We start from the raw sequence: 25,127 nt of genomic DNA, 5'->3' as shown, positions 1-25,127 counted from the left end.
GATGCGGAACGCACAAGACCACCGACCGACTACTGACGGGTGTGGCTGGCCCACTTCGATTTCGCTACTCGACCGAGCGCTGGAGCGAGGACCGCGTCCGGCGTGACCTCCTCTCTCCCCTCCAGAGCACCTTCGGCGCCGAACTGAACGGCCCGTGGTTCGCCCCACCCGAGGGGTGGACGGCCCGCCGGCTGGAGATGGACAACGGCGACCTCGCGCTCTTTTGCTGGAACGGCAACGAAGCCTACTGGCTCGGTAACACACAGACGCCGGAGACCCTCTGGCGGACGAACAAGCGCACGTTCGAGGAGGCCCCCGACCCCATCTCCGAGTGGGCCCAGCGCGAACTGCTGGCCCAGTTGGAGGTCGAGGACCCGTGGCTCACCGAGTACGAAACCGTCTCGCACTTCTTTCTCCCCGTCTTCCTCTCGAAGGACGGCCGGGAGTCCACCCGCGAGTTCTTCCGCGACCACGCTGGGGGGTTCCCCGACGCCAGTCAGGCCGAGGGCCTTCGATTCTACGACGACTTCCTCGCGACCGGTGTGTTAGACGAGTACCGCTACACGATGGCCAGCAAACTCGGGACCAGCGAGGGGTTCGACCTCTCGCGGATGCAGGCGACGATGGGGGAGTTCAACACCGCGAAACTGCTCGTCGACTCGGGCAACGACATCGAACCCGAGGTGGAACTCGGGTCGGGCCACTCCGTCGACTTCCGCGTCGAGGACACTCTCGTGGAGGTGACGCGTCCCCGCCCGCCGACTCGCCGGCAGGTCGACACCGCCATCGGCGCGCTGAAGGCCTCCGGCGACGCGAAGACCCGCGACCAACTGGCCGCCCACCCGGGGGCCGTACTGGTCGTCGACTGCACCTCCTTCCGCGACGACGAGTGGCACCGCGTCCACGCCGAGAAACCCGGCGTGGGCTACGAACCGCTCGTGGTGTTTCGCTACCGCCCCGACGGCCGCGTCGAGGGGTACTCCCGCGGGTCGGTACCGTTCCCGCTCCCGTTCTGACGTGCGTCCCCGTTTGTTTCATCGCCGCCCCAGTAAATGACGCCGCTCGACGGGAGAAAGGTTTCAACCCCCCGCGTCGAATCGGTGGCCGTGGCCGAGCAATCGGCCGAGATACCATGGACGTCGATACATTCATCAACGCGAACCGACCGGACGAGGGCGGCGACACCTTCCAGCTAGAGAGCAGCAAGCTCCTCGACATCGCCGTCGACGGGACCGTACTGACGAAAGCCGGCGCGATGGTCGCCCACGACGGGGACCTCACCTTCACCGGGAAGTCCAACGCCGAGGGCGGCCTGACTGGCTTCATCAAGTCGAAGGCGACCAGCGAAGGTACCCCCGTGATGGAGGTCGAAGGCACCGGCCACCTCTACGTCGCCGATCAGGGGAAAGAGATACAGATAATGGACCTAAACGAGGACGAGTCCATCTCCGTCAACGGCAACGACGTACTCGCCTTCGAGTCGAGCATCGACTACAGCATCTCCACCATCGGCAGCCTCGCCGGGTCCGCCACCGGCGGCCTGACGAACGTCTTTCTCGAAGGCCCCGGCAGCGTCGCCATCACGACCCACGGCGACCCGCTGGTGCTCACCCCGCCGGTCAAGACCGACCCGGCGGCGACCGTCGCCTGGAGCGCCGACAACTCCCCCTCTAGCAGCGTCAACCGGAGCCTCTCGGACATGATCGGCCAGTCCTCCGGCGAGCAGTACCAACTGGAGTTTTCGAACCCCGACGGGTTCGTCATCGTCCAGCCCTTCGAGGAAGTCGGCCCGCAGCAGTAAGTCGGTGGGCCGCTTTTAGTCCCGGCCGTTGTACCTCGGGCCATGCCCCACATCGCGGACACGCACATCGTCAATCGCGAGCGAGTTCAGCCGACCCACGCCAACAACTACGAGAGCGCCCACGGAGGCATCGTCATGAAGTGGATGGACGAAATCGGCGCGATGTCCGCGATGCGGGCCGCTGAAGAGACCTGTGTCACCGCGCAGATGTCCCGCGTCGACTTCGAGCGCCCCATCCCCATCGGCGACACCGCCCTCGTCGAGTCGTGGGCCTACGCCACCGGCCGGACGAGCGTTCGTGTTCGCATCGAAGTGTCGCGCGAGAACCCCCGAACCGGCGAGACCGAGGAGACCACGAGCGCCTACGCCACCTTCGTCGCCGTCGAGGACGGGACGCCAGTCCCGGTGCCCGAACTGACCGTACACGGCGAGAAGTGCAAGGAGTTGCGGGACCGAGCGCTCGCCGAGGAACCCGAGCGGGAGTGAGCGGCGAGCCGTCGGCGCAGTGTGGTTTTGGTGACACTCCCAGTCGGTATTTGCACCGGAGTCAGACGTTCCTGCTCGTCTCGCTACGCTCGACTTCGCGAGCGGCGACTGACGGGGAGTCAAATCCCGCGTCAGTCTCGCACGTCGACACGGGACGCGGCGCGACGAGACGCGCCGCTCGCAGGCGGTCTCCGAGAAGAGCCTAGGCCGGAATTTGAATCCGGGGTCTCGTCCTTACCAAGGACGCGCTTTACCGCTAAGCTACCCAGGCGCGTTTCGATGTACCCGGCAATTGTCTTTAGGCGTTTCGATTCGGTGCCGGCGTGGCGATTGTTCTCAGTGGTCGGCGGCGGCCTCGGTGCCGTCACTCGGGGGGTGGTCGGTCCGGGTGTGGGCCGTCAGCGCGTCCACTATCTCGTCGCCGACGAGACGGCCGTTCTCGGGTAGTCCGTCGCTCCCGAGGTCGGTGGCGAACTCCCGCAGCGTCGGCGTGGGGTGGACGCCGCCGGCGGTGACGCCGGCGACGACGGCGAGTTCGCAGATGTCGACCTCAAGATTGGCGTCGAGGCGCTCGTCGCCGGTGGTCCGCTGGACCGTCTGGTCGTGGCCGAACGAGCGGACGACCTGCACGGCGGCGTCGGCGGCCTCCGTGCGAGCCAGCAGGTAGAACCCCCGCGAGACGAGGATGTCGGCGATGAGGATGTCGAGGTCGGCGGCGTCGCGGTCGCCGCCGTTCCACGGGTCCTCGTGGGCGAGTTGGCGAGTGAGCCGGAGCCCCTCGTAGATGAGTTGCACGCCGGCGGCGCGGTCGGCGTCGCCGTCGGCGGGGTCGGTGGGATGCTCTCTGGCGGCGCTGGCGCTGACCAGCGTCAGCACGCCGGGCGAGAGCGAGGCGTCGTCGAGGCGTGCCGTGATGCGTTCGCGGAGACGTTCGGGCTCGACGTCGTCGACCGCCGCCAGCGCGGCTTGGCGGACCGCCGCCACTTCCTCCATTGGTGCGACCTAGCGGCGGCAAGGGCAAAGACCTTTGGAAACAGCGGAGTCAGACAGCGCATGGTCCGAACGACGGCCGAGGGTAACGTTCGGGTGCTGACACTCGACCGACCAGACCGACGCAACGCCCTCGACCACGAGGCGCTCCGGGCGCTCGAATCAGCCGTCTCGGAGGCGACAGAACCGGTCGTCTACCTCCACGGCGCTGGCGAGGCGTTCTGTGCCGGGGCGGACTTAGACGTAGTCGAGACGCTGGACGCCGAGGCGGCCAGCGAGTTCGCCGCGCTGGGCCAGCGAGTCGCCACGACTATCGAACGGTACGACGGCGCGGTCGTGGCCGGCATCGACGGGGCGGCCCGCGGCGGCGGCGTCGAACTGGCGCTGGCCTGTGACCTCCGGGTGGCGACGCCGGATGCGACGGTTGCGGAGACGGGCGTCAAACTCGGTCTGTTCGGCGCGTGGGGCGGCACGGGACGGCTCCCCAGAATCGTCGGCGAGGGCGAGGCGCTGGACCTCGCGCTGTCGGGTCGCACCGTCGACGCCGAGACGGCTCTGCGGATGGGACTGGTCTCCCGCGTCGTCTCCGACCCCCGTGCCGTCGCCGACGAGGTGGCCGCCGTCGACCACGGGGCACTGAGAGAACTGAAGGCGCGGATGCGCGACGCGTCGGACCAGCGGACGATAGAGGACCGCGAACGGGCGGCGTTCGCCCGACTGGTCGAGGCGGGCGAGTTCTGACGAGCCGGTGCCCACGACGGCGAGTGGGATGCCGGCGGTGGGTTCGCTCCCGCCGGAACGAGATTTATAGGCACGCATCACCTAGCGGGGTGCGTGAACCGCACGGCAGCGCTCGACGCCGTCGTCTTCGGGGTAGACATCCAGAGCGGCGACGTGCGCGGTGACGCCCCCTCCTACGCGTTGGTGGTGTTCGACGGCGAGAGCATCGAGCGGGACGTGGTGTCGCGGCGGAAGCTCCGGCGGCTCGTCGACGACGAGGAGCCGGACATCCTCGCGACGGACAACATGTACGAACTGGCGGCCGACAAGGACCAGTTGGTCCACTTTCTGGGCTCGCTCCCCGACGCGACGAAACTCGTGCAGGTGACCGGCGACGAGCGCCCGGAACCGCTCTCGCGGGTCGCCAAACGCCACGGCGTCCCCTACGGAAAGAAGCCTATGAAGGAAGCGGAGGCCGCGGCCCGACTCGCCGCCGCGAACGTCGGACAGGAAGTGTCGGCCTTTACCGACACGACCGAAGTGAAAGTCTCGCGCGGCCGCTCGACCGGCAAGGGCGGGTGGTCCGAGGACCGGTACACCCGCCGCATCCACGGCGCCGTCAAGAAGCAGGCCCGCGAGGTCGAGTCCGAACTCGACGGCGCAGGACTGGCGTACGAACGCGACGTGACAGAGAAGTACGGCGGCTTTTCGAGCGCCGTCTTCCGCGTACAGGCCCGGCCACAGGACATCCCCGTCTCCACGCACCGCTCGGGTGACACGCGCGTCGAGATAGAGCGGGTCCGCCGGGACGGCATCGAGTTCCGGCCGCTAGCGAAGCGGCGGGACCACGTCGTCGTCGGCGTCGACCCCGGGACGACGACGGCCGTCGCCATCGTCGGGTTAGACGGGGAGGTGCTGGACGTCTACTCCTCCCGGACGAACGACCGGGCCGACGTCGTCGAGTGGATAATCGAGCGCGGGCGCCCGGTCGTCGTCGCCGCCGACGTGACGCCGATGCCCGAGACGGTCGAGAAGTTCCGGCGGTCGTTCGACGCCGCCGGGTGGGAACCCGAACGCGACCTGCCCGTCGACGAGAAGAAACACCGGACCCGCGAGGAGGCCTACGACAACGACCACGAACGGGACGCGATGGCGGCGGCGCTGTACGCCTTCGACCACCACGAGAGCCAGTTCGACCGCGTCGCCGGGAAGGTCCCGCCACAGCACGAGGTGGGTCCCGTCGTCGCCCGCGTCGTCGCCGGCGACGAGTCCGTCGAGTCGGTCCTCCGAGACATCGAGGGCGACGACGAGAGCGAAGCGGAGTCGACCAGCCACCAGCCACGCGAGTTGAGCGACGAGGAGAAGGAGATAAAGCGGCTGGAGGCCCGCATCGACCGCCTCGAATCCCACGTCGACGACCTGAAAGACACTATCCAGCAGAAAGACGAGCAGTTACGCGAGAAGGACAAGCAACTGGAGAAGGCCAGACAGGAAGGCCGCCGGGAGGTCCGCAAGGACCGCGAGGTCACCAGACTCGAACGGCGCAACGAGGCGCTCGAACGGAAAGTCGAGGACGAACAGGCGAAACGCGAGGAACTGGCCGAGAAACTCGACCGACTGAAGTCGCTGTGGAAACTCGACCACTCGAACTTCGCCGACGTCGCCGACGAACGGGACGGACTGGTCCCGGTGAAAGTCGTCGAGCAGTTCACCCGCGACGCCATCGAGGCCGCCGACGAGCAGTTCGGCCTCGTCGCCGGCGACGTCGTCATGCTCCGGGACGCCTCGGGCGCGGGGCGGTCGACGGCGGAGCGCCTCGCCGCGGTCGACCCCCGGGTCGTCCTGCGCGACGGGAACCTCTCGGACGCCGCCGACGAGGTGCTGTTCGACCACGACGTCCCTGTCGCGCCCGTCGAGATGGTCACCGTCCAGGAGATAGACGAACTCGCCGTCGCTCGCGAGGCGGAGGTCGAAGCCGCCATCGCCGACTGGGAGGACCGGGCGGAAGACCGGGAGCAGGCACAGAAGGCGGAGATGGTCGACCAGATAATCAGCGAACATCGGGCCGACAGGCCAGTGGAGGACTAGCGAGTGACTGAGCGAACGCGACGGGATGGTGCCGACGGACGTCGTCGAGGAATCCGACGGGCCGGCCGTCGAGACGGAGGCGGCGGGGCGTGCTTCGCGTTCGATTTGCAGGCCGCTTAGGGCATCCCGCCGCCCATCCCCATCCCGAAGGAGGCCAGCAGACTCGTGACGAGGCCGTAGACGACGAGGCCGAGGCCGCCGACGACGAGTGCGATACCGGCCGCTACGATTGGTTGCTTCCATGCGACGAGGCCGATACCACCGAACAGGACGACGACGCCCGCGATACCGGCGGCACCGAGTTTGTCGAGCATACCCGAGTTCGCCCGGCGGGCGGACAAAAGCCCGTCGGTCAGTACTCGAACTCGGTGTCGACGCCTTTGGCGGCACCGACCATCTCCGCGACGGCGTCCTGTCGGCGCAGGAGCGTCATCGTATTGCCGGTCACGTCGAAGGTGCCGTTCATCACGGACTCGGAGACGTCGAGGTCGCCCTGTAACATCGCCGCCCAGGCCTCGTAGGGCCCGCGGAGCGCGAACTCGTAGTCGGCGTCGCCGTCGACGAGGTGAGCGTCCGTACAGACGCCGTCGCCGATGGTGACCAGGAACCGTATCGGGTCACCGTCGTAGACGTCGTCGGCCTGAATCTCGAAGAGGAACGTCGCGTCGAAGTCGGCAGCGGCCTCGGCGAAGGCGTCGCGGTCGTTGATCCGGTCGCGCCACGCCTGCGCCCAGTCGTCGGCCTCGGCGGGCAGCCTGAGAGTCATGCGCGGCGCTTACGGTGGCCAGACCTTGTGCCTTACCACTCGGGCGTCTCGCTTGGCGACGGGCAATCGTACAAAACTTAACCCTCCCGGGGCCGAACACTCAGCTATGAGCGACAACGAGGGCCGGAAAGACCTGCGGATGCCGGACGACGACGAGGTGTTCGCCGTCGTCACGAACATGCTCGGCGCGAATCGCGTGAAAGTACGCTGTATGGACGGCGTCGAACGCACAGCCCGGATTCCCGGCAAGATGCAGAAGCGTATCTGGATCCGCGAGGACGACGTCGTCCTCGTCGAACCGTGGGACTGGCAAGACGAGAAAGCAGACATCACGTGGCGCTACGAGAAGCAAGACGCAGACCAGCTCCGCGAGGAGGGCCACATCAAGGAGTAGCGCCGTAATGCACCGCGCCCCAGCGTCGACGGAGGGCCAGACGTGAGCGACAGCGAGGCGGAGTTCGGACTGCTCGAAACCGACGAGGCCGAGGGCGTCGGCGACGAGTGGGAGGAGATAGACGTCTCCGACACCGAGGCCGACCGCATCGCCAGAAAGCGGGACCGGGAGTTCAGCGAGTTCCGGAAACGCATCAAGGACGCCGACCAGTTCAAGGTCGAGGCCAGCGTCTTCGACGACGCCACCTACGGCGCGCTGTACAAACTGGTGCAGGACGGCCACATCGACGCCTTCGGCGGCCCCATCTCGACGGGGAAGGAAGCAAACGTCTACACCGCGCTCTCGGGCGACGAGGAGGTAGCGGTGAAGGTGTACCGCATCAACGCCTCCGATTTCAAGGACATGCGGGGGTATCTGGACGGCGACCCCCGGTTCGAGGGCATCGGCTCGGACAAGAAGAAAGTCGTCACCGCGTGGGTCCGCAAGGAGTCCTCGAACCTCAAGCGTGCCCGCCGCGCGGGCGTTCGCACGCCCGAACCCATCGCCGTCGAACGCAACGTCCTCGTGATGGAGTATCTGGGCACCGAGGAGGGGCGGGCCAAACGGCTGAACGAAGTCCACATCGAGAACCCCGAAACGGCCTACGAGGTCGTCAAGGAGTACGTCCGCCGTCTCTACGACGCCGGCCTCGTCCACGGCGACCTCTCGGAGTACAACGTCGTCTTCCACGAGGGCCAACTGTACATCATCGATTTGGGGCAAGCGGTGACCATCCACCACCCAAACGCCGAGGACTTCCTCGAACGGGACTGCCGGAACGTCGCGAACTTCTTCGCCAGACAGGGCGTCGACGCCACGCCCGAGGAACTGCTCGACTACGTCAAAGAGTACGCGACGCCGAAAGACGACGACGACACCGCACCCGGCAGCGACGACGACGCCGTCCCGCAGGGGACGCCCGAGGACCGACGCGAGGAGTGAGTCGCCCGGTTTTCCGGCCACCGCAGTGACGGCCCAGAGACGAGATGCGGGTGGGACTGAAAGGGGCCGGACGCTCGCGCCGCCCCGAGGAAGCAAGCACGCGAGCGAAGCGAGCGCGCACAGCGACTCGCGGCGGTACGAGCGTCCGGGGGCTTTCTGGTGGTTTGCAGTCGGCTGTTCGTCTGGAGACGCCGCCGAAGCTAGACGCCGAAGTCTTAAACAGGCAGAACCACGTACTCCGAAGCATATTATGAAACACGTGAAGATTCCGCAGGACCGAATCGGCGTGCTGATCGGCGAAGGTGGTGAGACCATGCGCGAAATCGAAGAGCGGGCGGAAGTCCGTCTGGACATCGACTCCGAGGACGGGACCGTCAAGGTCGAGTCCGTCGGCGACCCCGTGACCGCGCTGAAGGGGCCGGACATCGTGAAGGCCATCGGCCGCGGGTTCGCGCCCGAGGACGCGCTGGCGCTGCTTGAAGACGACATGATGATGTTCGAGATGATCGACATCGAGGCCGCCGCCCGCAACAAGAACGACCTCCGTCGCCAGAAGGGGCGACTCATCGGCGAAGGCGGGCGGACCCGGGAACTCATGCAGGAACTGACCGGCGCCGCCGTCGTCATCTACGGGTCGACGCTGGGTATCATCGGCGGCCCCGAACAGGTCGACGCGGTCCGCGAGGCCGCCGAGATGCTGCTCGACGGCGCACCCCACGGCTCCGTCTACTCGTTCCTCGAACGCAAACACAACGAGATGAAACACAAGGGACTGGAGTACCACCAGTTCACCGGGTGAGCGGGCGACGCGGCTTTTTCCTCCCGTTCGGGCGTAACATATAACGCCGCGGGCCGTCAACGATAGCGGAGAACGACCGTGTCAGACGACAGCGACGGCGCCGGCGGGACCGACACCGGCCAGAGCGTCGGCGACGTGATGGACCGGCTGGAACGGCTTCGGGCCGAGGACGAAGAGCGCTCGGAGACGGTCTCGGAGGGCGTCCTGCTGGACCAGTTGCGCGAGGTCGAACAGCGTCTGCTGGCCTTCGGAGAGGCGCTCGGCGGCGACCCCGAGGACGTGACGGACCTCCCCTTTACCGAAGAGGCCGGCCTCGATCACATGCCCGAACCGCTGTACGTCCGCCACGACACGGCGATGCTGAATCAGGTCACCTCGTGGCTGTTACAAGACCAGCACATCGGCCTCGTGAGCCCCTACGGGACCGGGAAGTCGGCGTTCCGCGAAATCGTCCTGCGGGACCTCTCGAAGCACGACGACTTCGTCGTGACGCATCTGGACAATCCCCGAGAGACGACGGCGCGGGCGCTGTACCAGACGGTGCTCGAAGCGGCCTACGCCGCCGGCTTCTCCATCGACTTCGGGCACTACTCGCAGGTGCGCAACGGCATCCCGTGGGCGACGGCGGAGGCGAAGACGGCGGTCCGTGAAATCGTCAAGCGGGTGCGCGAACACGGGAAGACGCTCTTGCTCGTCGTCGACGAGATAGAGGTACTGAAAGCGGACTTGCTCTCGCCGTTGCAGGTGGCCGGCGACGCCGGCGTCCGTCTGTTCCTGACCGGGACCCCCGAAGGGAAGCGCCGGGTCGCGGAGATTCGCGGGACGCTCGACTCCCGACTGCGCTACTACGAGGGTATCGAACCGTTCTCCCCGGACGACGTAGCGGAGTACGTCGCCCGCTCGCTGGCGTACTTCCGCGGGGAACCGTACGACGGCGAGAGCCCGGACCTGTTCACCCAGGCCGCGATAGCGGACATCCACGAGCGAACCGAGGGGGTCCCCCGAGAGGTGCGCATCGAGTGCCGCGAGTTGTTCACGCGGGCGGCGTTCGTCTGGTACCGCACCGGACAGGACGTCGACCGCATACAGGTGACGCCGGAACTGCGCCACCGGCGGTTCGGGATGGGGTACTGAGAAGCGCCGACGCCGCGTCACAGCGGGACGTATCGACCGACGCCGATGCGAACAGGTCGGTGATACTGTCGAGGACGCCCACGTGCCCCCTCCGTGCGTTCGTTCGGACGAACACGTGACGAATCCTCTCGACAGTTCACGCTTACCCGCCCAGACGTCCGAGAGAGACTATTTAAACACACCACGACAGACAGTGCCACACCGCCGAGAGCGATAGACAGTACGGTGATACATCGGCCGCCAGCAAAAGCATTATATAGAAGCACATTCAATCATCGTCTGACTATGGCTCAACAGCAGATGGGCAACCAGCCCATGATCGTACTTTCCGAGGAGTCCCAGCGCACCTCAGGGAAGGACGCCCAGTCGATGAACATCACGGCCGGCACGGCCGTGGCAGAGGCCGTTCGGACGACACTCGGCCCGAAGGGCATGGACAAGATGCTCGTCGACAACTCCGGGTCGGTCGTCGTCACGAACGACGGCGTGACCATCCTCGACGAGATGGACATCGAACACCCGGCGGCCAACATGATCGTCGAAGTCGCCCAGACCCAGGAGGACGAGGTCGGGGACGGCACGACGACGGCCGTCGTCATCGCCGGTGAACTGCTGTCGAAGGCCGAGGAACTCCTCGACCAGGACATCCACGCCACCATCCTGGCGCAGGGGTACCGTCAGGCCGCCGAGAAGGCCAAGGAGATTCTCGAAGAGAACGCCATCGAGGTCGACGCCGACGACACCGAGACCCTCGAGAAGGTCGCCGGCACGGCCATGACCGGCAAGGGCGCCGAATCCTCGAAGGACGTCCTCGCCGACCTCGTCGTCCGCGCCGTCCAGTCCGTCGCCGAGGACGACGGCACGGTCGACACCGACAACATCCAGCTCGAGACCGTCGTCGGCGGCGCCACGGACGAGTCCGAACTCGTCGAGGGCGTCATCGTCGACAAGGAGCGCGTCCACGACAACATGCCGTTCGCCGTCGAGGACGCCGACGTCGCGCTCCTCGATACGGCCATCGAGGTCCCCGAGACGGAACTGGACACCGAGGTCAACGTCACCGACCCCGACCAGCTCCAGCAGTTCCTCGATCAGGAAGAGGCCCAGCTCAAGGAGATGGTCGACAAGCTCGTCGAGGCGGGCACAGACGTCGTCTTCTGCCAGAAGGGCATCGACGACATGGCCCAGCACTACCTCGCCCAGGAGGGCATCCTCGCGGTCCGCCGCGCGAAGAAGTCCGACATCGAGGCCCTCTCGCGCTCGACGGGCGCCCGCATCGTCTCGAACATCGACGACATCACCAGCGACGACCTCGGCTTTGCCGGCTCAGTCGCCCAGAAGGACATCGCCGGCGACGAGCGCATCTTCGTCGAGGACGTCGAAGACGCAAAGGCCGTGACGATGATCCTCCGCGGCGGCACCGAACACGTCGTCGACGAAGTCGAGCGCGCCATCGAGGACTCGCTCGGCGTCGTCGCCGCCACGCTGGAGGACGGCAAGGTCCTCCCGGCGGCGGTGCCCCGAGACCCAGCTCGCGCTGGGCCTGCGTGACTACGCCGACTCCGTCGGCGGGCGCGAACAGCTCGCCGTCGAGGCCTTCGCCGACGCCATCGACGTCATCCCGCGCACGCTCGCGGAGAACGCGGGTCACGACCCCATCGACTCGCTGGTCGACCTCCGCAGCAAGCACGACGGCGGCAACGTCACCTTCGGGCTGGACGCCTACTCCGGCGAAGTCGTCGACATGGAGGAAGACGGCGTCGTCGAGCCGCTCCGCGTCAAGACGCAGGCCATCGAGTCCGCCACCGAGGCGGCCGTCATGATCCTCCGCATCGACGACGTCATCGCCGCTGGCGACCTGAAGGGTGGCCAGGGCGACGACGACGACGAGGAAGGCGGCCCCGGCGGCCCCGGCGGCGCGCCCGGCGGCATGGGCGGCGGCATGGGCGGCATGGGCGGCGGCATGGGCGGCATGATGTAAGAGAGGCGAGCGTAAGCGAGTCTCTTCGAACGGGCGAACGGGCCGTCGTCTCGTGAGCCGAGTGCGGGTCCGGGACTCCAGACACCTCGGGCGTGCACACGGTCAGTAGCCCGCGAGCCCCATCGAGCCATCCCCCGACCGCCTGCCGCTGTATCGCTCCCGAACGATTTTCTCTCCGTCCCTCGCGTCCGTAGCCGGTGGCCCGTCCAGTGACGAGGCGCCAGTCCTCTCCCGGACTCGACCGACGACGTCTCGACGCCCGTCCGAGGCCGAGTCACACCGTCGGTCGGTTGGAACGACGGCACGGACACTGGTGTGTGATTGGGCACCATGCCAGACCCATCTACGCACTGTCAGTATCGATATAACGAGTGTCTAGAGAGTAATTAACGATATTACGAGGTCATCTGGGATGGAGATCGCCATCGACGAACGGCGATGCTGTGATAGCTGGCAAGCAAAAGTGTGTGCCCGGTACATACAGTTTTTTCTCCGGGCTGGCTGCCTCCGCTATGGTCGGGTCAACAGTCGGCGGGGAACGGAGCGAGACACCATGTCAGTGGTGAAGTGGGTCACGCGAGTGTTACACGGGGCACAGTCCTGCATCCTCTATGAGTGTCGCATCTGCGGGTTGACGATGGACCAGCGACTGGACGCCTGTCGTGAGTGCGGGTCGCGAGAGATCGCACGGTACGAACTCTGCTGACCATCGGCGGCCGACGGTAGAAAGCGAAGTCGAAAGGATTCTTGCCGTCGCTACGAGAGTGTGCGCGTGTCACTGCTGAGTATCTTCGCGTCGGCCATCCTTCCCGTCGTCGGCGTCGCGGCCATCGGCTTCCTGCTGGGTCGCCGCGAGGGCATAGAGGTAGACGGCCTCACCACGGTCACCGTGTACGTCCTCGCGCCGGCGCTCGTGGTCCACAGTCTGACCACCTCGGAACTGGCCGGCGGGACCATCGTACAGGTGGTGCTTGCCGTCTTCGGGTTCACCGCGGCGATGCTGTTCGTCGCCGAACTCGTCGGCCGCCTCTCGGGCCACTCGGAGCCGCTGTTGGGGGCGTTCGTCCTCGTCACCGTCTTCCCGAACACGGGCAACTACGGCATCCCGCTCGCCGACTTCGCGTTCGGGGCGACGGGCCGGAGCGTGGCGGTGCTGGTGACGGCGTTACAGGGCGTCCTCCTGTACACCCTCGGCATCTACGTCGCGGCCCGCGGGGGCGAGAGCAACCCGCTGTCGGACATGCGCCGGGTGTTCGGCGTGCCGCTGGTGTACGCCGTCGTCGTCGCGCTGGCGGCCCGATGGCTCGGCGTCGTTCCGCCCGAGTCCTCGACACTGATGACGACGCTGGAACTGCTCGGCAACGCCTCCATCCCCGTGATGTTGCTCATCCTCGGCATCCAACTCTCGACTGTCGACGGGACGGACACGCTCCGCCCGGTCGGCACGGCGAGCGGGCTTCGCCTCCTGCTCGCGCCCGTCGTCGCCACCGGCGTCGTCCTGCTGGCCGGCTTCGCGAACCCCACCGTCGCCCGCGTCGTCGTCCTCCTGCTCGCGACGCCCACCGGCGTCACGACGCTCATCCTCGTCGGCGCGTTCAGCCGCGAAACGGACGGTGTCGCCCCCGGTGAGTTCACCAGCGCGACGGTGCTGGTGACGACGGTGGCGAGCGTGCTGACCGTGACGCTACTGGTCGCAGCGTTGCAGTCCGGGCAGGTGGTGTGAGATACGACAGCCATAGTTATGTCAACTCGTACCAAACAAATCCGGTATGGAGCGTGGCACCGACAGGGAACGGGCAGCAGTTCGGGACCGCTGGGAGGCCATGGAGCGCCAGCGGACGCTGACGACCGACCTGCTGGCCGGGCTCTCGCTCGTCGCGGCCGGCGCCATCGTGCTGGGTCTGGCTGCCGCTCGCGGCGTCTGTGAGACGAGCCTCAGGGGGCACGTCCTCGGGTGTACGCCCCTCGCCGGCAGCGAGTCGGCGCTCCTGTTGGTCGCCGTGGGTGTCGCTGCGCTGGTCGCCGGGCTGTGCCGTTGCTGGCGGGTCGCCCGGACGTGACTGCCCCCGCCGCTCGTCGCGGTTACAGCGACTGCACGAGTCGCCAACAGTCACGCCGCACTGCGGCGGCCGTCTCGTAGCGCCGGAGTTTGTCCTTGGCCGTCGCCTTCGTGACGATTTCGTCGACGGCCGCCGGGAGACACGGGTCCACCGACGTCGGGGCCGGCGGTCGCTCCTGAAGGACGCCGCGGCGAACCGCGTCGTACTCGCCGGAAAACGGCGGGCGGCCGGTCAGCAGGCGGTAACACACCGTCCCCAGCGCGTACACGTCCGTCGCGGCGTCGATGCCCCCGTACTCCCGCGAGAAGTACTCCGGAGCGGCGTAGCGGGGGTCTAAGTACGCCGACGGTTCGAAGTGTGCGCGCACGGCGTCCATCAGGCCGACGTTGTCGAGCCGTGGGGCCGGCACCCCCTCCAGCGACGACGCGGGGTAGACGACGGTCTCGGGGTCGATACCGCCGTGGACGAGGCCGTTTCGGTGGCAGTTCGCGAGCGCGCCCGCGAGGTGAGCCACCTCGCGGAGGGCGCGTTCGGTGCTGGGCCGGCCCCGGTCGGCCAGCGAGCCGTCGAGGTACGGCGTCGCCACCCACGGCCGCGGATGGTCGCCCCAGTCGTGGACAGTCACCAACCCGTCGTGGTCGGCGACGCCGGCCCAGCGAGCCAGCGACTCGGCGACGCCGGCGGCGAACTCGGTCCGGGCGTCGGCCTCGTCGGGCAGGTCGAACAGGCGCAGGGCGACGCCGCGTTCCTCGCCGTCGAGGGTCGCACGTGTACGCAGGACAGACCCGTATCGAATCGCCTGCTCGGGTTCGACGACGGCGAGGTCGTCGAACTCGCCGAACAGTTTGATGGCCCGGAAGGCGCGGGACTGCTCGGCACGGGCCAGTCGGTCGCGTCTGTCGACGGCCGCCGGATCGCCGCGGTGTGCCCGTTCGGCCGCGCGGTCCGCATCGGCGGCCGGCCCGTCGTCGGTACTCGCTCGTTGTGCCACGCCCGGACCGGGGTCGCGCGCGTCGTCCGTCTCGACGACCTGCCGAACCGCGTCGGTGACGCTGCCGCCGTCGGCCCGTTCGGCGAACGACCAGCCGTCGGCCTCGTCGATAGCGGTCCGGACCCGACGGGGCGCGTCGCAGTCGGCCAGCGCCGTCCGGACCGACTCCCGGTGGTCCGTGGCGAGAGTCGCCAGCGTCCGAAAGAACGGGCGGCGGTCGTCGGCCGCCGAGAGGTGGTCGAGGAGTCGCGTCGCGAGCGGGCGCGAGAGCGACTCGTCGGCGTCGGCGAGCAGACAGAGTGCGCGGGCGGCCTCGCGCGGGGCGTCGCCGTCGAGCGCCGCGAGCAGGGGCCGTCCGAACACCGCGAGCAGTCGCTCACCGTCCCGGCCCCCCGACTGTGCGCCGCTACTCATGCGTCGATGATTACGGGCGTTCCCCCATGAACGTACGTCAGACGGCCGTCACACGACGTGGCGCGTCAGACCGACCGTCGTCGGTATCTGCTCACGGGGTCGGCGAATACCGGGAAACGGCCACGGCAGTCCCCATCAGTCGTCGGCGATAGCGACACCCTCGGCACGGGGGTCGGCCTCACGCCACGTCCCGCGGAGGAACCACGCGGCGGCGATACCGGCCGCGAGGACGTTCGAGACGCTGAAGGCCAGCCAGATGCCCTGTTCGGCCAGAGAGAAGGCGAAGGCGTCGACGACGGTCGGGCCGAGCCACGCCGGGACCACCACCGACCGAGAGGCGACCCACGCGACGGGCAAGCGAATGACGCCGAGCATCGTCACCGCGAGGGCTGCGGCGGTGAGCGTCTTTCCCGACCCACGGAACCCCCCGGAGTACGAGCGGACGATGCCGATGAACCCGAAGGTGGGCGCGACCCACTGGAGGAACTCGGCGCCGATTTCGACGACCGCGGGGTCGTCGCTGAACACGCTGACGACGGTCGGCGCGGCGAAGATGGTGACGGCGCCGAGCGCGGTCAGGATGACGAAGGAGAACTTCGCGGCGAAGTGGTTGGCCTTCGCGGCGCGGTCGGGTCGGTCCGCGCCGAGGTTCTGGCCGGTCATCGTCTCGACGCCGCGGTCCATCGCGATGGCGGGCATAAACACCAACGAGAACACGCGGATGCCGACGCCGAACGCGGCGACGACGGTCACGGAGAACGTCCCGACGATGAACAGCATCGCGTTGACCGACAGCGCTCGCCCGGTCCCCTCGACGGAGGCCGGGATGCCCAGTTCCAGCAGTTTCCGGAGGTACGTAAAGTCAGGCACCATGTCTCTCGGGTTGACGCGGATGCCACGGTTCCCGCGGAGCATGATGGCGACGCCGACGGCGAACGCGAGCCCACGGGAGAAGACGGTGGCGACGGCCGCACCGACGACGCCCAGTTCGGGGAGCGGCCCCCACCCGAAGATGAGGAACGGGTCGAGGGCGATGTTGAGGACGACGGTGCCGAACATCACGAGCATCGGCGTGACGGTGTCGCCGGCCCCCCGCATCAGCGAGATGAACACGAAGAAGCCGAACATCGTCGACAGGCCAAGCGAGACGACCTGTAGGTAGCCCGTCGCACCCGGCAGGACCTGCTGTGAGGCCCCGAGCAACGCGAGGAAGTCCTCGACGAAGAAGAAGCCGACGGCACCGAGGACGACGGAGGCCCCGACGGCGAAGGTGAGCGTCTGCGAGGCGGCGTACTCCGCTTCCTCGGGTTCCTCTGCGCCGGTGTGCTGGGCGACGAGGACGCTCCCGGCCACCGAGAGACCCATCCCCAGCGAGATGAGCAGGAATATCATCGGGAACGCGAAGGAGATGGCCGCCAGCGCCGTCGTGGAGTACTGCCCCAGCCAGAAGGTGTCCGCGAGGTTGTACGCGACCTGCAGGAGGTTGGTGATGACGATGGGAAAGGAGAGATACAGCAGGGGCTTGCCGATGGGGCCGCTGGTGAGTTCGAGGTCCTCTTGGCCTTTGAACAGACCGCCCAGTCGCTCGCCGAGGGCGGCCATCCGGTCGCGGACGGTCACGCCTCGACCTCCCGTTCGGTCGCCAGCACGTGGGTCTCGACGTACTCGGCGAGCATCCGTCGCGTGCACTCGACGGAGCGGCCGGACGTGACGCGTTCGGTGGCCGCACCGGTCAGCACCGTGACGACGAACCGCGCGGTGTCCTCGGGGTCCATCTCCGGATCGAAGGTCCCGTCTTCGACGCCGGCTTCGAGGACGGTCGTGAGTTCGTCGGCGAGGTATTCGTCGAACCGCGTCAGCCGTTCGCGGAAGCCGGGTTCGTAGGGTGCCTGTGCCCGGATTTCGAGGATCGCCGTCCCGAACTGCTCGCTGTCGTCGTCGGGCTTGTCCAGCACCGCGTCGACGAGTGCGAGGAGGGTCTCGTGGTGGTCCTCCCCTCCGACGTCGGACGTTCGCTCGACGAACCCGTCGTAGAGGTAGTCGAGGAAGGCACACAGCAGGTCGTGCTTGCTGTCGTAGTGGTAGTGCAGCGCCGCCTTGCTCTTCTCGGACTCGTCGGCGATGTCCTGCATCGTCAGGTCGGCGTACCCGTGGGCACACAGCGCGCGGTAGGTCGCGCCCATGATCTCTTCGGAGGTGTCGCCGTCGCTCATTACCAGTAACTAACTGACCAGTCAGTCAAGAACCCATCGGTCTCACGGGTCCCCGGGCAGACGAACGGCAGAAAGGGTTACTCCTGAAGGTCCAGTTCGAACTGCTCGTGTTCGGTCGCCGTATTGAGGACGACCGACGTGTTGGACTCGTTTATCTCGGGGTCGGTGAGCAGTTCTTTGATCTGGGCGTTCATCCCATCGGTGTCCATGAACTTCCCGACGGCGATGATGTCGTAGTCGCCGGTGACCTCGTACACCGAGATCATCTGCTTGTGCTGTTTGAGGCTCTCGGTCACGTCGGGGAGCGAGGACCCCTCTACCTTGAGTTGGATGATGGCCGTGACGTCGTATCCCAGCGCGTCGTAGTCGACCTTCGGTGTGTAGCCGTTGATGATGCCGTCCTCTTCGAGCGCGGAGAGGTGGTTCGAGACGGTCGTGACGGAGACGTCGAGGTCCTCACCGAGACTTCGGAGACTCGCCCGTCCGTCCCCCAGAAGCGCATTTACCAACTTGCGGTCGAGATTTTCGTACGTCATTACACCCACACACGTTCTCGGGGGATTAGAATTTTACGAATGTCCAACTGATGGGCACAGCCTCGGAATCCTTGCGTAAAACGGCAGTATTTTAGTGGTAGCAATGTTCCTACCCGGTGTCCAAAGATGACAAGCGAACTCTCACCGGAAGCACAGGAGGTACTCGACGAGATCGAAGAAGAGAACGTCGACTTCCTGCGACTGCAGTTTACAGACATCCTCGGCACCGTCAAGAACGTCTCCATCACGGCCGATCAGGCCGAGAAGGCCTTCACCGAGGGCATCTACTTCGACGGGTCGTCCATCGACGGCTTCGTCCGCATTCAGGAGTCCGACATGCGACTCGACCCGGACCCGACGACGTTCGCGGTCCTGCCGTGGCGCGAGAGCGTCGAGGGCGGCTCCAGCGCTCGCCTCATCTGTGACGTCATCAACACGTCGACCGGCGAGCCGTTCTCGGGCGACCCGCGCGGAGTCCTGAAAGACGCCATCCAGCGCGCCAACGACCTCGGCTACGAAGTCAACGCCGCCCCCGAGCCGGAGTTCTTCCTCTTCGAGGAGGACGAGGACGGGCGCGCGACGACGAAGACCAACGACGCCGGTGGCTACTTCGACCTCGCGCCGAAGGACCTCGCCTCCGACGTCCGCCGTGACATCATCTACGGCCTCGAGGAGATGGGCTTCAACATCGAAGCGTCCCACCACGAGGTCGCACAGGGCCAGCACGAGATCAACTTCACGTACGACGACGCCCTGACCACGGCCGACAACGTCGCCACCTTCCGGTCCGTCGTTCGCGCCATCGCGGCCGAGCACGACCTGCACGCGACGTTCATGCCCAAGCCCATCCCGCGCATCAACGGTTCCGGGATGCACACCCACATCTCGCTGTTCACCGAGGACGGCGAGAACGCGTTCCACGACGAGAACGACGAGTTCAACCTCAGCGAGGAGGCCAAGCAGTTCACCGCCGGCATCCTCGAGCACGCCCCCGCGCTCGCGGCGGTCACGAACCCGACCGTGAACTCCTACAAGCGACTCGTCCCCGGCTACGAGGCACCTGTCTACGTCGCGTGGTCCGACCGCAACCGCTCGGCGCTCATCCGCAAGCCGGCCGCCCGCACGCCGGCCGCCTCGCGTATCGAGGCTCGCTTCCCCGACCCGTCGTGTAACCCGTACCTCGCCCTCGCCGCGCTCATCCACGCGGGTCTCGACGGCATCGAGAAGGGCCTCGAATGCGACGAGCCGGTCCGTGAGAACATCTACGAGTTCGACGAGCAGAAGCGCGAGGAGTACGGCATCACCACGCTGCCGGAGAACCTCGGCGAGGCCGTCGACGCCCTCGAAGCGGACGAGGTCGTACAGGACGCACTGGGCGAGCACGTCTTCGAGAACTTCGTCGAAGCCAAGCGCCAGGAGCACAAGGAGTACCTCGTCGACGTCTCCCAGTGGGAACTCGACCAGTACCTCGAGAAGTTCTAAGCGGGATCCGTCTTCACGTTTTTTTCGCGACGCGCTCGCCGACGAGCGGCAGCGCCAGCGACAGCGCCATCCCGGTACCTGCCAAGAGCGCGACCAGCGGCGGGACGGACTCGGCGGCGGCGATGCCGACCGCGAGCACCGCTATCGAGAGCGCGCCAAGCACGACCGTCACCACCGCACCCCGCCGGGTCGGTTCGGGGACGCTCGACAGGAACGGCCACGCGAGCGCGCCGCCCGCCGCGAGCCCCAGTCCGGCGGCCATGTCGCGGGTCAGTCCGCCGGCCGCGACGCCGACGAGCGCCAGCGCCACGGCGAACGCGAACACTCGGTCTGGCCGGTGCAGGTACGTCAGGACCACCCAGAGCGCCGTCCCCGCGATGGCCACGCCGGCCAGAACGTCGACCAGATAGTGGACGCCGATTACGAGTCGGGACAGAGAGACGAGCACGACGGCGACCCCGGCCACGGCGTAGCGGGCGCGACGGGTGCCGGCTCGGAGCGTCGCGGCGAACCCGCCCCACACCAACACGGCCGTCGTCGCGTGGCCGCTCGGGAAGCCGTAGCCGTCGCCGGTGGCCATCGACTCGTAGACGCCTCTGAGGACGGCTGGTACGAGGTGAGCGTTTGACGCCGTCCCCGCACCCGGCGGTCGTGGGAGGACGAACACCGCTTTCAGTCCGACAGCGAGCGCGACGGCACAGGAAAGCAGACCGAGGAGTCGCGCCGCTCGGTCGCGTGTCAAGCCCCGGCCGAGCCATGGCGTCTGCGTGCCGACCCAGTAGGCGAGCAGACAGGCCGACGCGGCGAACCAGAAGTCGCCGAGTTGCGTGACCAGCGCGAAGCCCACGACGGCCACACCCGGAAGCTCCGAGAGGAGGTCCGTGACGCCGACGGTTCGGCTCATCTACGCCAGTCGCGGACCTTGTCGATGGCGATGCCGGGGAGCCCGGTCACGCGGAAGGTGACGCCGACGAGCAACATGACGACGTACAGACCGAGCGTCGAGAGCCAGATGACGAGCATCGCCAGTACGGCCCACAGCCCCTGATCTTGCAGGTAGTAGAACGCCCCGAGGGTCATAATCGTGCCATAGAGGAGGACGACGTAGGGACCCCAGCCACGGGCGTGTCCCCGGCGCATCCGCCGGCGGACGTACTTCTTCAGGTCGTCTTTGACGTCGTCCTGGTGGAGCGTGCGGTCCTCGATGTCGTCGCGGAACGACTCGAACTCCTCGCGCAACTGTTCGAGTTCCTCGTCGGTCAGGTCGTCGCCGGCACCGGTAGCGTCCGGCGGTGGCGTCTCGCCCGACGGCCTGTCGGCGTCCTCGCTCATCGCTTTGCTGGACCGTCGGAGCGGTTCCTGTTGTAGTTGCCGGTCCATATCGCCCAGGAGGACCTTGTTGAACGCCGCCCCGACGAGCAGAATCTGGCCGGCGAAGTAGAACCACGTCACCAGCAAGAGCGCGCCGCCGATGACGCCGTACAACTGGAAGGTCCCGGCCTGCGAGGCGTAGATGCTGAAGGCGGTCCCGAACACCGTCCAGGCGACGGCGGCGAGCAACGCCCCGGGCAGGGCCTCGCGGAGCGAGAGGTCCGCGTCCGGAAAGAGGTAGTACAGCGGCAGGAAGGCGACGGTGAGGACGGGGATCAGCGCCAGTCCGCCGAGAGCGACGGTGACGCCGAAAAACGCGCCAAGCGACCCGACGACGAACAGACCCGCGAGCGCCAGTCCGATACCCGCCAGTGCCAACGCAGCGTCGACCACCGTGCCGACGAAGGAGTCGTCCCCCAACGTACCGTAGATTTGCGAGAACGCGAGGTCGAGTCCACGGAACACCTTCAGCGCGCCCCAGACGGTCACGGCCAACCCGAACACCGTCGCACCGCCCCGTCCGACGGCGCTCGTAAGGGCGTCTTCGAGGAGGTCGGCGGCGGCGGGCGACAGCACCGACCCGACGGCGCCGACGACCCTCTCGGCGAACGCCTCGCCGCCGAGTATCGACCCGACGACCAGCGAGAGCAACAGGAGCGGGAAGACGGAGACGAACATGTAGTAGGCGATGCTGGCCGCCAGAAACGAGATCTGGTCCTCGCGGACCGTCTGGACGAGTTCGCTGACGACGGCGACGGCGCGTTTGCGGTCCACGTCGGTGTCTCGGGCGGCCGATACAAATATGTCGGCGCTACGCCACGGCGTCGCCGGTGAGACTCGCTAGTCGTCCAGCGCGGCGTCGGGCCGATAGGCCCGACTGACCACCCGCCACGTCCCGGAGTCGAACCGGTAGTAGGTGATAGCGGCGGGGACGGCCGTCTCCACGAGCAGGGAGGCGTACAGCGCGAACAGGCCGATAGCCGGGACGAGCACACCCACGTAGGCGACGGGGAGCGCAAAGAGGTACATCCCGGCGAGTTGGGAGTACAGCGGCCAGTTGGTGTCGCCGCTGGCCCGGAGCGGTCCCGTCGCGCCGCCGTCGACGCCGCGGAAGACGACGCTGACGCAAGCGACGGCGACGAACACCGTCACCAGTCCGATCACGGCCGGGTCGTCGACGAACAGACGGCTAATCTGGCGGGAGAAGGGCGTGAGCGCGGCGGCGACGAGGACGTAGACGCCGATGCCGAGACGGAGGACGGTCCGCGCCCACTCGGTCGCCTCGCGCTCGTCGTCCTCGCCCAGCGCCTGCCCGACGAGGCTACTGGAGGCCAAACTCAGCCCCCAGTTCGGCGTGTCGAGCAGCATCCGGACCCGCAGAGCGACGACGTACGCCGAGACGACGGTCGGGCCGAACAGGCCGACGATGAACAGGCGCGGAAACTGCGCGCCCGTCCGGGCGAGGTTCGTTCCGACGAGCGGCGTCCCCATCGACGCGAGGTCACGGGCCAGCGACGCATCGAGGAACGGTCGCGAGAGCGGAATCTGTACGGGGAACTCGACGCCGGGCAGACCGCCGCGGGCGAGGCCGACGGCGAAGGCGGCGGTGACGAGGACGTTCGCGACGACGGTGCCGACGGCGGCCCCGACCACGCCCATCCCCAACCCGAAGATGAGCGTGGCGTTGAAGACGACGTTGACGACGGCGCCACCCCCGCGAACGAGCATGGGCGCGTAGGCGTCGTCGGCCCCGACGAGGGTGCGACTGCCGACGAGGTTCAGCGCGGCGAACGGGACGCCGATGGAGACGACTTTGAGGTAGCGTTCGCCGTAGCCGACGGCGGCGTCTCCGGAGCCGACGAGTTCGACCAGAAATCCGGGGTAGAGCCAGTACGCCGCCGTCACCGGGAGCGTGATGGCGAGGACGACGGCGGCGCTCGTCGTCACCGTCAACCCCAGTTCCTCGCGGGCGTCGGCGCCGAACCGTTGGGACACCATCCCGATGGTCCCGCCAGCGACGCCGCCGCCGAGCGCGAACGCCAGCCCCCAGAACGGCGAGGCGAACCCGACACCGGCGATGGCCGTCGGCCCGATAGCCAGCCCCACCATCGCCACGTCCGCCGTCGACTTCGACATCCGGGCGAGTCCCGTGACGATGCGGGGCCACGAGAGGTCCGTCGCCCGTGCGATTCGCTCGCGTTCGGCGAGGCCGGCGCGAGCGAGGAGGCCGCCGACGAACAGCAGGAGGGCACGGACGGGGTTGTAGCGGGACGACACGAACACCACCTTGTCGGCCGACCCTGAAATGGGTTAAGACCCGACCCGGCCACACAGGGTTTATACTCGGGCCGAGCGAGCACCGAGACATGGAGACGGAGATGGCCATCCGGTCGGCGACGATGCAGGTGACGATACTGTTGCTCGTCGCGGCCGGCCTGTTGCTCGCACTCGGCGTCGCCGGCGTGCCGGCGTCGCTCCCGCTGGTCGTCCTGTTGCTCGCGCTGGCCGGCGGCCTGTATCTCACCCGTCCCGACGAGGGTGAGGTGGGCTTCGTCGTCGGCATCGACGTCGACAGCCTGCTGGACTCGCTGTGGCTGGCGCCGGCTATCGCGGCCGCCCCGCTCGTCCTCGAACTGGGCGCGACGCCCGAAGAGGTTCAGGCGCTCGGCGGGTTGCTCGGGTTGGCCGGGATGGCGAACTACTTCCTGCGCCCGGCGTACCTGCTGGCCTACGGCCTCGTCCGGTCGCTCGGAAGCGGGGACAAACAGGTCAACGGTCGATAACCCGGCTACTCCGCCGTCGCGTCCCGAATCTCCGTCACGTCGGCGTCCGTCTTGAACGTCGTCCCGCCGTAGTGGGAGCGAGAGGCCTCGTACCCGGCGTCACGGAGTTTCTCGATGAACGTGTCCATCGCCTCGGCACCGCGACCCCACCGCTTGCAGAGGCGGTGCTGGTCGTAGTGGGTCGGCGTGTCGAGTTCGGCCCCGAGCGTCGCCAACAACTCCTCGGCTTTCTCGGCGGTGCCCATGTCCTCTGTGAGGTGGGCGCTGACCGACGACACAAACTCGGGGTCACAGGTTCGGCCCAGCCAGATGGGACCGGCGGTCTGGAGGTGTTCGTCACAGACCGGGCAAGCGTCGGGCGCGTCGGCGATGAGGCCGTAGTCGTGGTCGCGCCACAGACAGTGCTGGCAGTGGTGGACGTAGCCCAGTTCGTCGATGCAGTCGTTGGCGACCCGCGCGCCGTGTTCGAAGTCGAGGTACGTGCGAGCGTAGTGTTTCGTGGCGTGGCTGAGAATCGGCCGGGCCGCGATGTCGTAGCGGGCGGCGGTCCGCACCATCGCCGACAGGAGCACCCGCATCCCCATCTCGGCGTGGAACTCGGTGTTTCGCGGGACGGCACCGTAACTCCGGACGCCGCTCTCGAAGTGAGCGCCACACAGCGGCGCGGTGTCGGTGGCCGTGACACAGAGGAGGTGTTTCGTCCCCTGCACGGCGGCGTCGGCGAAGGGGATGGGCGTCCCGAACGGGTCGACGTCGACCACGTCGAACGCCTCGCTGTGCATCAGGACGTTAGCGTTCTCGTGGCGGACCTCGCCGGCGAGGTCGTTGCGAGCGAGGTTGTCCTCACAGAGCGCGACGGCGTCGTCGTCGACGTCACACAGCGTCGTCTGCCACCCGTCGGCGGCCGCCCGCACCCCGCGGATGCCGCTGGCGGCGGTGGCGTCCAGATAGCGCTCGACGCGGTCGTCGCGCTCCCGGTAGGCCCGCAGCGCCGCCACGGTGAGGTCACGGTTCAGTTCCTGTACGGGGTTGAAGAACACGTCCGCTCCCTTGCCGGCATCCGGTTGTTCGGGGACCGAGACGGTGACCTGCCCCTCGCTGACGCGCATACCCGACTCTCCGTGCGGGCGCCGTTAA

At 67.5% G+C, this 25,127-nt stretch carries 25 protein-coding genes, 1 tRNA gene and 1 pseudogene; 15 read left to right on the top strand and 12 right to left on the bottom strand.

Annotated elements, in window-relative coordinates; genetic code table 11:
* The first annotated feature begins 41 nt into the window (after positions 1-41).
* The 3 genes from G9465_RS03800 (at position 42) to G9465_RS03790 (ending at position 2,287) form a co-directional block, all read left to right on the top strand.
* On the top strand, positions 42-1,016 hold the full coding sequence (locus G9465_RS03800) for a DUF5784 family protein (protein WP_166967670.1): 975 nt from the start codon (positions 42-44) through the stop codon (positions 1,014-1,016).
* A gap of 116 nt (positions 1,017-1,132) precedes the next feature.
* Positions 1,133-1,801, top strand: a complete 669-nt coding sequence (locus tag G9465_RS03795) for an AIM24 family protein (protein ID WP_166967668.1) — start codon at positions 1,133-1,135, stop codon at positions 1,799-1,801.
* A gap of 42 nt (positions 1,802-1,843) precedes the next feature.
* On the top strand, positions 1,844-2,287 hold the full coding sequence (locus G9465_RS03790; RefSeq protein WP_166967666.1) for an acyl-CoA thioesterase: 444 nt from the start codon (positions 1,844-1,846) through the stop codon (positions 2,285-2,287).
* 199 nt (positions 2,288-2,486) lie between these two features.
* Here G9465_RS03790 and G9465_RS03785 read toward each other — a convergent pair.
* Both G9465_RS03785 and G9465_RS03780 read right to left on the bottom strand, forming a co-directional pair.
* A tRNA-Thr gene (locus G9465_RS03785) sits at positions 2,487-2,558 on the bottom strand.
* A 65-nt stretch (positions 2,559-2,623) separates the two neighbouring features.
* Positions 2,624-3,280, bottom strand: coding sequence for a hypothetical protein (locus tag G9465_RS03780; RefSeq protein WP_166967663.1), 657 nt, complete (start codon positions 3,278-3,280; stop codon positions 2,624-2,626).
* A 60-nt stretch (positions 3,281-3,340) separates the two neighbouring features.
* Between G9465_RS03780 and G9465_RS03775 the strand changes: the two genes are divergently transcribed.
* Both G9465_RS03775 and G9465_RS03770 read left to right on the top strand, forming a co-directional pair.
* The gene (locus G9465_RS03775) at positions 3,341-4,018 is read left to right on the top strand and encodes an enoyl-CoA hydratase/isomerase family protein (protein WP_166967661.1); all 678 of its coding nucleotides are present in this window, start codon (positions 3,341-3,343) and stop codon (positions 4,016-4,018) included.
* Between the two features lie 93 nt (positions 4,019-4,111).
* Positions 4,112-6,085 (top strand): DUF460 domain-containing protein, encoded by a 1,974-nt coding sequence (locus tag G9465_RS03770; RefSeq protein WP_166967659.1) that lies wholly within the window; start codon positions 4,112-4,114, stop codon positions 6,083-6,085.
* 116 nt (positions 6,086-6,201) lie between these two features.
* On the opposite strand, the gene G9465_RS03765 is transcribed toward G9465_RS03770, so the two are convergent.
* Together G9465_RS03765 and G9465_RS03760 are read right to left on the bottom strand one after the other, a co-directional pair.
* Positions 6,202-6,399 (bottom strand): hypothetical protein, encoded by a 198-nt coding sequence (locus G9465_RS03765; protein ID WP_166967657.1) that lies wholly within the window; start codon positions 6,397-6,399, stop codon positions 6,202-6,204.
* Between the two features lie 38 nt (positions 6,400-6,437).
* Positions 6,438-6,851 (bottom strand): SCP2 sterol-binding domain-containing protein, encoded by a 414-nt coding sequence (locus G9465_RS03760; protein WP_166967655.1) that lies wholly within the window; start codon positions 6,849-6,851, stop codon positions 6,438-6,440.
* Between the two features lie 106 nt (positions 6,852-6,957).
* Between G9465_RS03760 and eif1A the strand changes: the two genes are divergently transcribed.
* From eif1A to G9465_RS03720, 8 genes and pseudogenes are all read left to right on the top strand, one after another.
* The gene (gene eif1A, locus G9465_RS03755) at positions 6,958-7,245 is read left to right on the top strand and encodes a translation initiation factor eIF-1A (protein ID WP_166967653.1); all 288 of its coding nucleotides are present in this window, start codon (positions 6,958-6,960) and stop codon (positions 7,243-7,245) included.
* 42 nt (positions 7,246-7,287) lie between these two features.
* Positions 7,288-8,226: a serine/threonine-protein kinase Rio1 gene (gene rio1, locus G9465_RS03750; protein WP_166967651.1), complete on the top strand. Its 939-nt coding sequence runs from the start codon at positions 7,288-7,290 to the stop codon at positions 8,224-8,226.
* A 250-nt stretch (positions 8,227-8,476) separates the two neighbouring features.
* Positions 8,477-9,025: a pre-rRNA-processing protein PNO1 gene (locus G9465_RS03745; RefSeq protein ID WP_166967649.1), complete on the top strand. Its 549-nt coding sequence runs from the start codon at positions 8,477-8,479 to the stop codon at positions 9,023-9,025.
* A gap of 138 nt (positions 9,026-9,163) precedes the next feature.
* Positions 9,164-10,159, top strand: coding sequence for an ATP-binding protein (locus G9465_RS03740; RefSeq protein ID WP_166972894.1), 996 nt, complete (start codon positions 9,164-9,166; stop codon positions 10,157-10,159).
* Between the two features lie 300 nt (positions 10,160-10,459).
* Positions 10,460-12,140 (top strand): annotated as a pseudogene (gene thsA, locus G9465_RS03735) (thermosome subunit alpha).
* Between the two features lie 553 nt (positions 12,141-12,693).
* Positions 12,694-12,846: a hypothetical protein gene (locus G9465_RS03730; protein ID WP_166967647.1), complete on the top strand. Its 153-nt coding sequence runs from the start codon at positions 12,694-12,696 to the stop codon at positions 12,844-12,846.
* A gap of 66 nt (positions 12,847-12,912) precedes the next feature.
* On the top strand, positions 12,913-13,863 hold the full coding sequence (locus tag G9465_RS03725; protein WP_166967645.1) for an AEC family transporter: 951 nt from the start codon (positions 12,913-12,915) through the stop codon (positions 13,861-13,863).
* A 46-nt stretch (positions 13,864-13,909) separates the two neighbouring features.
* Positions 13,910-14,200: a hypothetical protein gene (locus G9465_RS03720; RefSeq protein WP_166967643.1), complete on the top strand. Its 291-nt coding sequence runs from the start codon at positions 13,910-13,912 to the stop codon at positions 14,198-14,200.
* Between the two features lie 22 nt (positions 14,201-14,222).
* Here G9465_RS03720 and G9465_RS03715 read toward each other — a convergent pair whose 3' ends face one another.
* From G9465_RS03715 to lrp, 4 genes are all read right to left on the bottom strand, one after another.
* Positions 14,223-15,605: a serine/threonine protein kinase gene (locus G9465_RS03715; RefSeq protein WP_166967641.1), complete on the bottom strand. Its 1,383-nt coding sequence runs from the start codon at positions 15,603-15,605 to the stop codon at positions 14,223-14,225.
* A 135-nt stretch (positions 15,606-15,740) separates the two neighbouring features.
* Positions 15,741-17,225, bottom strand: coding sequence for an MATE family efflux transporter (locus tag G9465_RS03710; protein ID WP_193571732.1), 1,485 nt, complete (start codon positions 17,223-17,225; stop codon positions 15,741-15,743).
* Complete coding sequence (locus G9465_RS03705; RefSeq protein WP_166967639.1) at positions 17,222-17,818, bottom strand: TetR/AcrR family transcriptional regulator; 597 nt, start codon at positions 17,816-17,818, stop codon at positions 17,222-17,224. The genes G9465_RS03710 and G9465_RS03705 overlap by 4 nt, the downstream gene beginning before the upstream one ends.
* A 77-nt stretch (positions 17,819-17,895) precedes the next feature.
* Positions 17,896-18,354: an HTH-type transcriptional regulator Lrp gene (gene lrp, locus G9465_RS03700; protein ID WP_166967637.1), complete on the bottom strand. Its 459-nt coding sequence runs from the start codon at positions 18,352-18,354 to the stop codon at positions 17,896-17,898.
* A gap of 126 nt (positions 18,355-18,480) precedes the next feature.
* On the opposite strand from lrp, the gene glnA reads away from it, so the two are divergent.
* Complete coding sequence (gene glnA, locus G9465_RS03695; protein WP_166967635.1) at positions 18,481-19,836, top strand: type I glutamate--ammonia ligase; 1,356 nt, start codon at positions 18,481-18,483, stop codon at positions 19,834-19,836.
* Positions 19,837-19,849: 13 nt separating this feature from the next.
* Here glnA and G9465_RS03690 read toward each other — a convergent pair whose 3' ends face one another.
* The 3 genes from G9465_RS03690 to G9465_RS03680 form a co-directional block, all read right to left on the bottom strand.
* Positions 19,850-20,740, bottom strand: a complete 891-nt coding sequence (locus G9465_RS03690) for a phosphatase PAP2 family protein (protein ID WP_166967633.1) — start codon at positions 20,738-20,740, stop codon at positions 19,850-19,852.
* The gene (locus G9465_RS03685) at positions 20,737-21,981 is read right to left on the bottom strand and encodes a YihY/virulence factor BrkB family protein (RefSeq protein WP_166967630.1); all 1,245 of its coding nucleotides are present in this window, start codon (positions 21,979-21,981) and stop codon (positions 20,737-20,739) included. The genes G9465_RS03690 and G9465_RS03685 overlap by 4 nt, the downstream gene beginning before the upstream one ends.
* A 66-nt stretch (positions 21,982-22,047) precedes the next feature.
* Positions 22,048-23,484, bottom strand: a complete 1,437-nt coding sequence (locus G9465_RS03680; RefSeq protein ID WP_166972890.1) for an MATE family efflux transporter — start codon at positions 23,482-23,484, stop codon at positions 22,048-22,050.
* 89 nt (positions 23,485-23,573) lie between these two features.
* On the opposite strand from G9465_RS03680, the gene G9465_RS03675 reads away from it, so the two are divergent.
* The gene (locus tag G9465_RS03675) at positions 23,574-23,990 is read left to right on the top strand and encodes a hypothetical protein (RefSeq protein ID WP_166967628.1); all 417 of its coding nucleotides are present in this window, start codon (positions 23,574-23,576) and stop codon (positions 23,988-23,990) included.
* Positions 23,991-23,995: 5 nt separating this feature from the next.
* Here the strand turns inward: G9465_RS03675 and G9465_RS03670 are convergent, their stop codons facing one another.
* On the bottom strand, positions 23,996-25,099 hold the full coding sequence (locus tag G9465_RS03670; protein ID WP_166967626.1) for a tRNA (guanine(26)-N(2))-dimethyltransferase: 1,104 nt from the start codon (positions 25,097-25,099) through the stop codon (positions 23,996-23,998).
* Positions 25,100-25,127 lie beyond the last annotated feature (28 nt).

Source organism: Haloarcula sp. JP-L23, from assembly GCF_011602445.1.
In the GTDB taxonomy this organism is placed as follows: domain Archaea; phylum Halobacteriota; class Halobacteria; order Halobacteriales; family Haloarculaceae; genus Haloarcula; species Haloarcula pellucida.
Note: the sequence above shows the minus strand (reverse complement) of the source record. Positions and strands in the feature narration are given on the sequence as shown.

Bases quoted from the DNA above. Each gene is read 5' to 3' on its own strand.
- G9465_RS03760 (WP_166967655.1), bottom strand. From the start codon at position 6,851: ATGACTCTCAGGCTGCCCGCCGAGGCCGACGACTGGGCGCAGGCGTGG.
- G9465_RS03795 (WP_166967668.1), top strand. From the start codon at position 1,133: ATGGACGTCGATACATTCATCAACGCGAACCGACCGGACGAGGGCGGC.
- eif1A (WP_166967653.1), top strand. From the start codon at position 6,958: ATGAGCGACAACGAGGGCCGGAAAGACCTGCGGATGCCGGACGACGAC.
- G9465_RS03705 (WP_166967639.1), bottom strand. From the start codon at position 17,818: ATGAGCGACGGCGACACCTCCGAAGAGATCATGGGCGCGACCTACCGC.
- G9465_RS03675 (WP_166967628.1), top strand. From the start codon at position 23,574: ATGGAGACGGAGATGGCCATCCGGTCGGCGACGATGCAGGTGACGATA.
- G9465_RS03745 (WP_166967649.1), top strand. From the start codon at position 8,477: ATGAAACACGTGAAGATTCCGCAGGACCGAATCGGCGTGCTGATCGGC.
- G9465_RS03670 (WP_166967626.1), bottom strand. From the start codon at position 25,099: ATGCGCGTCAGCGAGGGGCAGGTCACCGTCTCGGTCCCCGAACAACCG.
- glnA (WP_166967635.1), top strand. From the start codon at position 18,481: ATGACAAGCGAACTCTCACCGGAAGCACAGGAGGTACTCGACGAGATC.
- G9465_RS03715 (WP_166967641.1), bottom strand. From the start codon at position 15,605: ATGAGTAGCGGCGCACAGTCGGGGGGCCGGGACGGTGAGCGACTGCTC.
- G9465_RS03780 (WP_166967663.1), bottom strand. From the start codon at position 3,280: ATGGAGGAAGTGGCGGCGGTCCGCCAAGCCGCGCTGGCGGCGGTCGAC.
- G9465_RS03790 (WP_166967666.1), top strand. From the start codon at position 1,844: ATGCCCCACATCGCGGACACGCACATCGTCAATCGCGAGCGAGTTCAG.
- G9465_RS03730 (WP_166967647.1), top strand. From the start codon at position 12,694: ATGTCAGTGGTGAAGTGGGTCACGCGAGTGTTACACGGGGCACAGTCC.
- G9465_RS03775 (WP_166967661.1), top strand. From the start codon at position 3,341: ATGGTCCGAACGACGGCCGAGGGTAACGTTCGGGTGCTGACACTCGAC.
- lrp (WP_166967637.1), bottom strand. From the start codon at position 18,354: ATGACGTACGAAAATCTCGACCGCAAGTTGGTAAATGCGCTTCTGGGG.
- G9465_RS03720 (WP_166967643.1), top strand. From the start codon at position 13,910: ATGGAGCGTGGCACCGACAGGGAACGGGCAGCAGTTCGGGACCGCTGG.
- G9465_RS03765 (WP_166967657.1), bottom strand. From the start codon at position 6,399: ATGCTCGACAAACTCGGTGCCGCCGGTATCGCGGGCGTCGTCGTCCTG.
- G9465_RS03690 (WP_166967633.1), bottom strand. From the start codon at position 20,740: ATGAGCCGAACCGTCGGCGTCACGGACCTCCTCTCGGAGCTTCCGGGT.
- G9465_RS03740 (WP_166972894.1), top strand. From the start codon at position 9,164: ATGGACCGGCTGGAACGGCTTCGGGCCGAGGACGAAGAGCGCTCGGAG.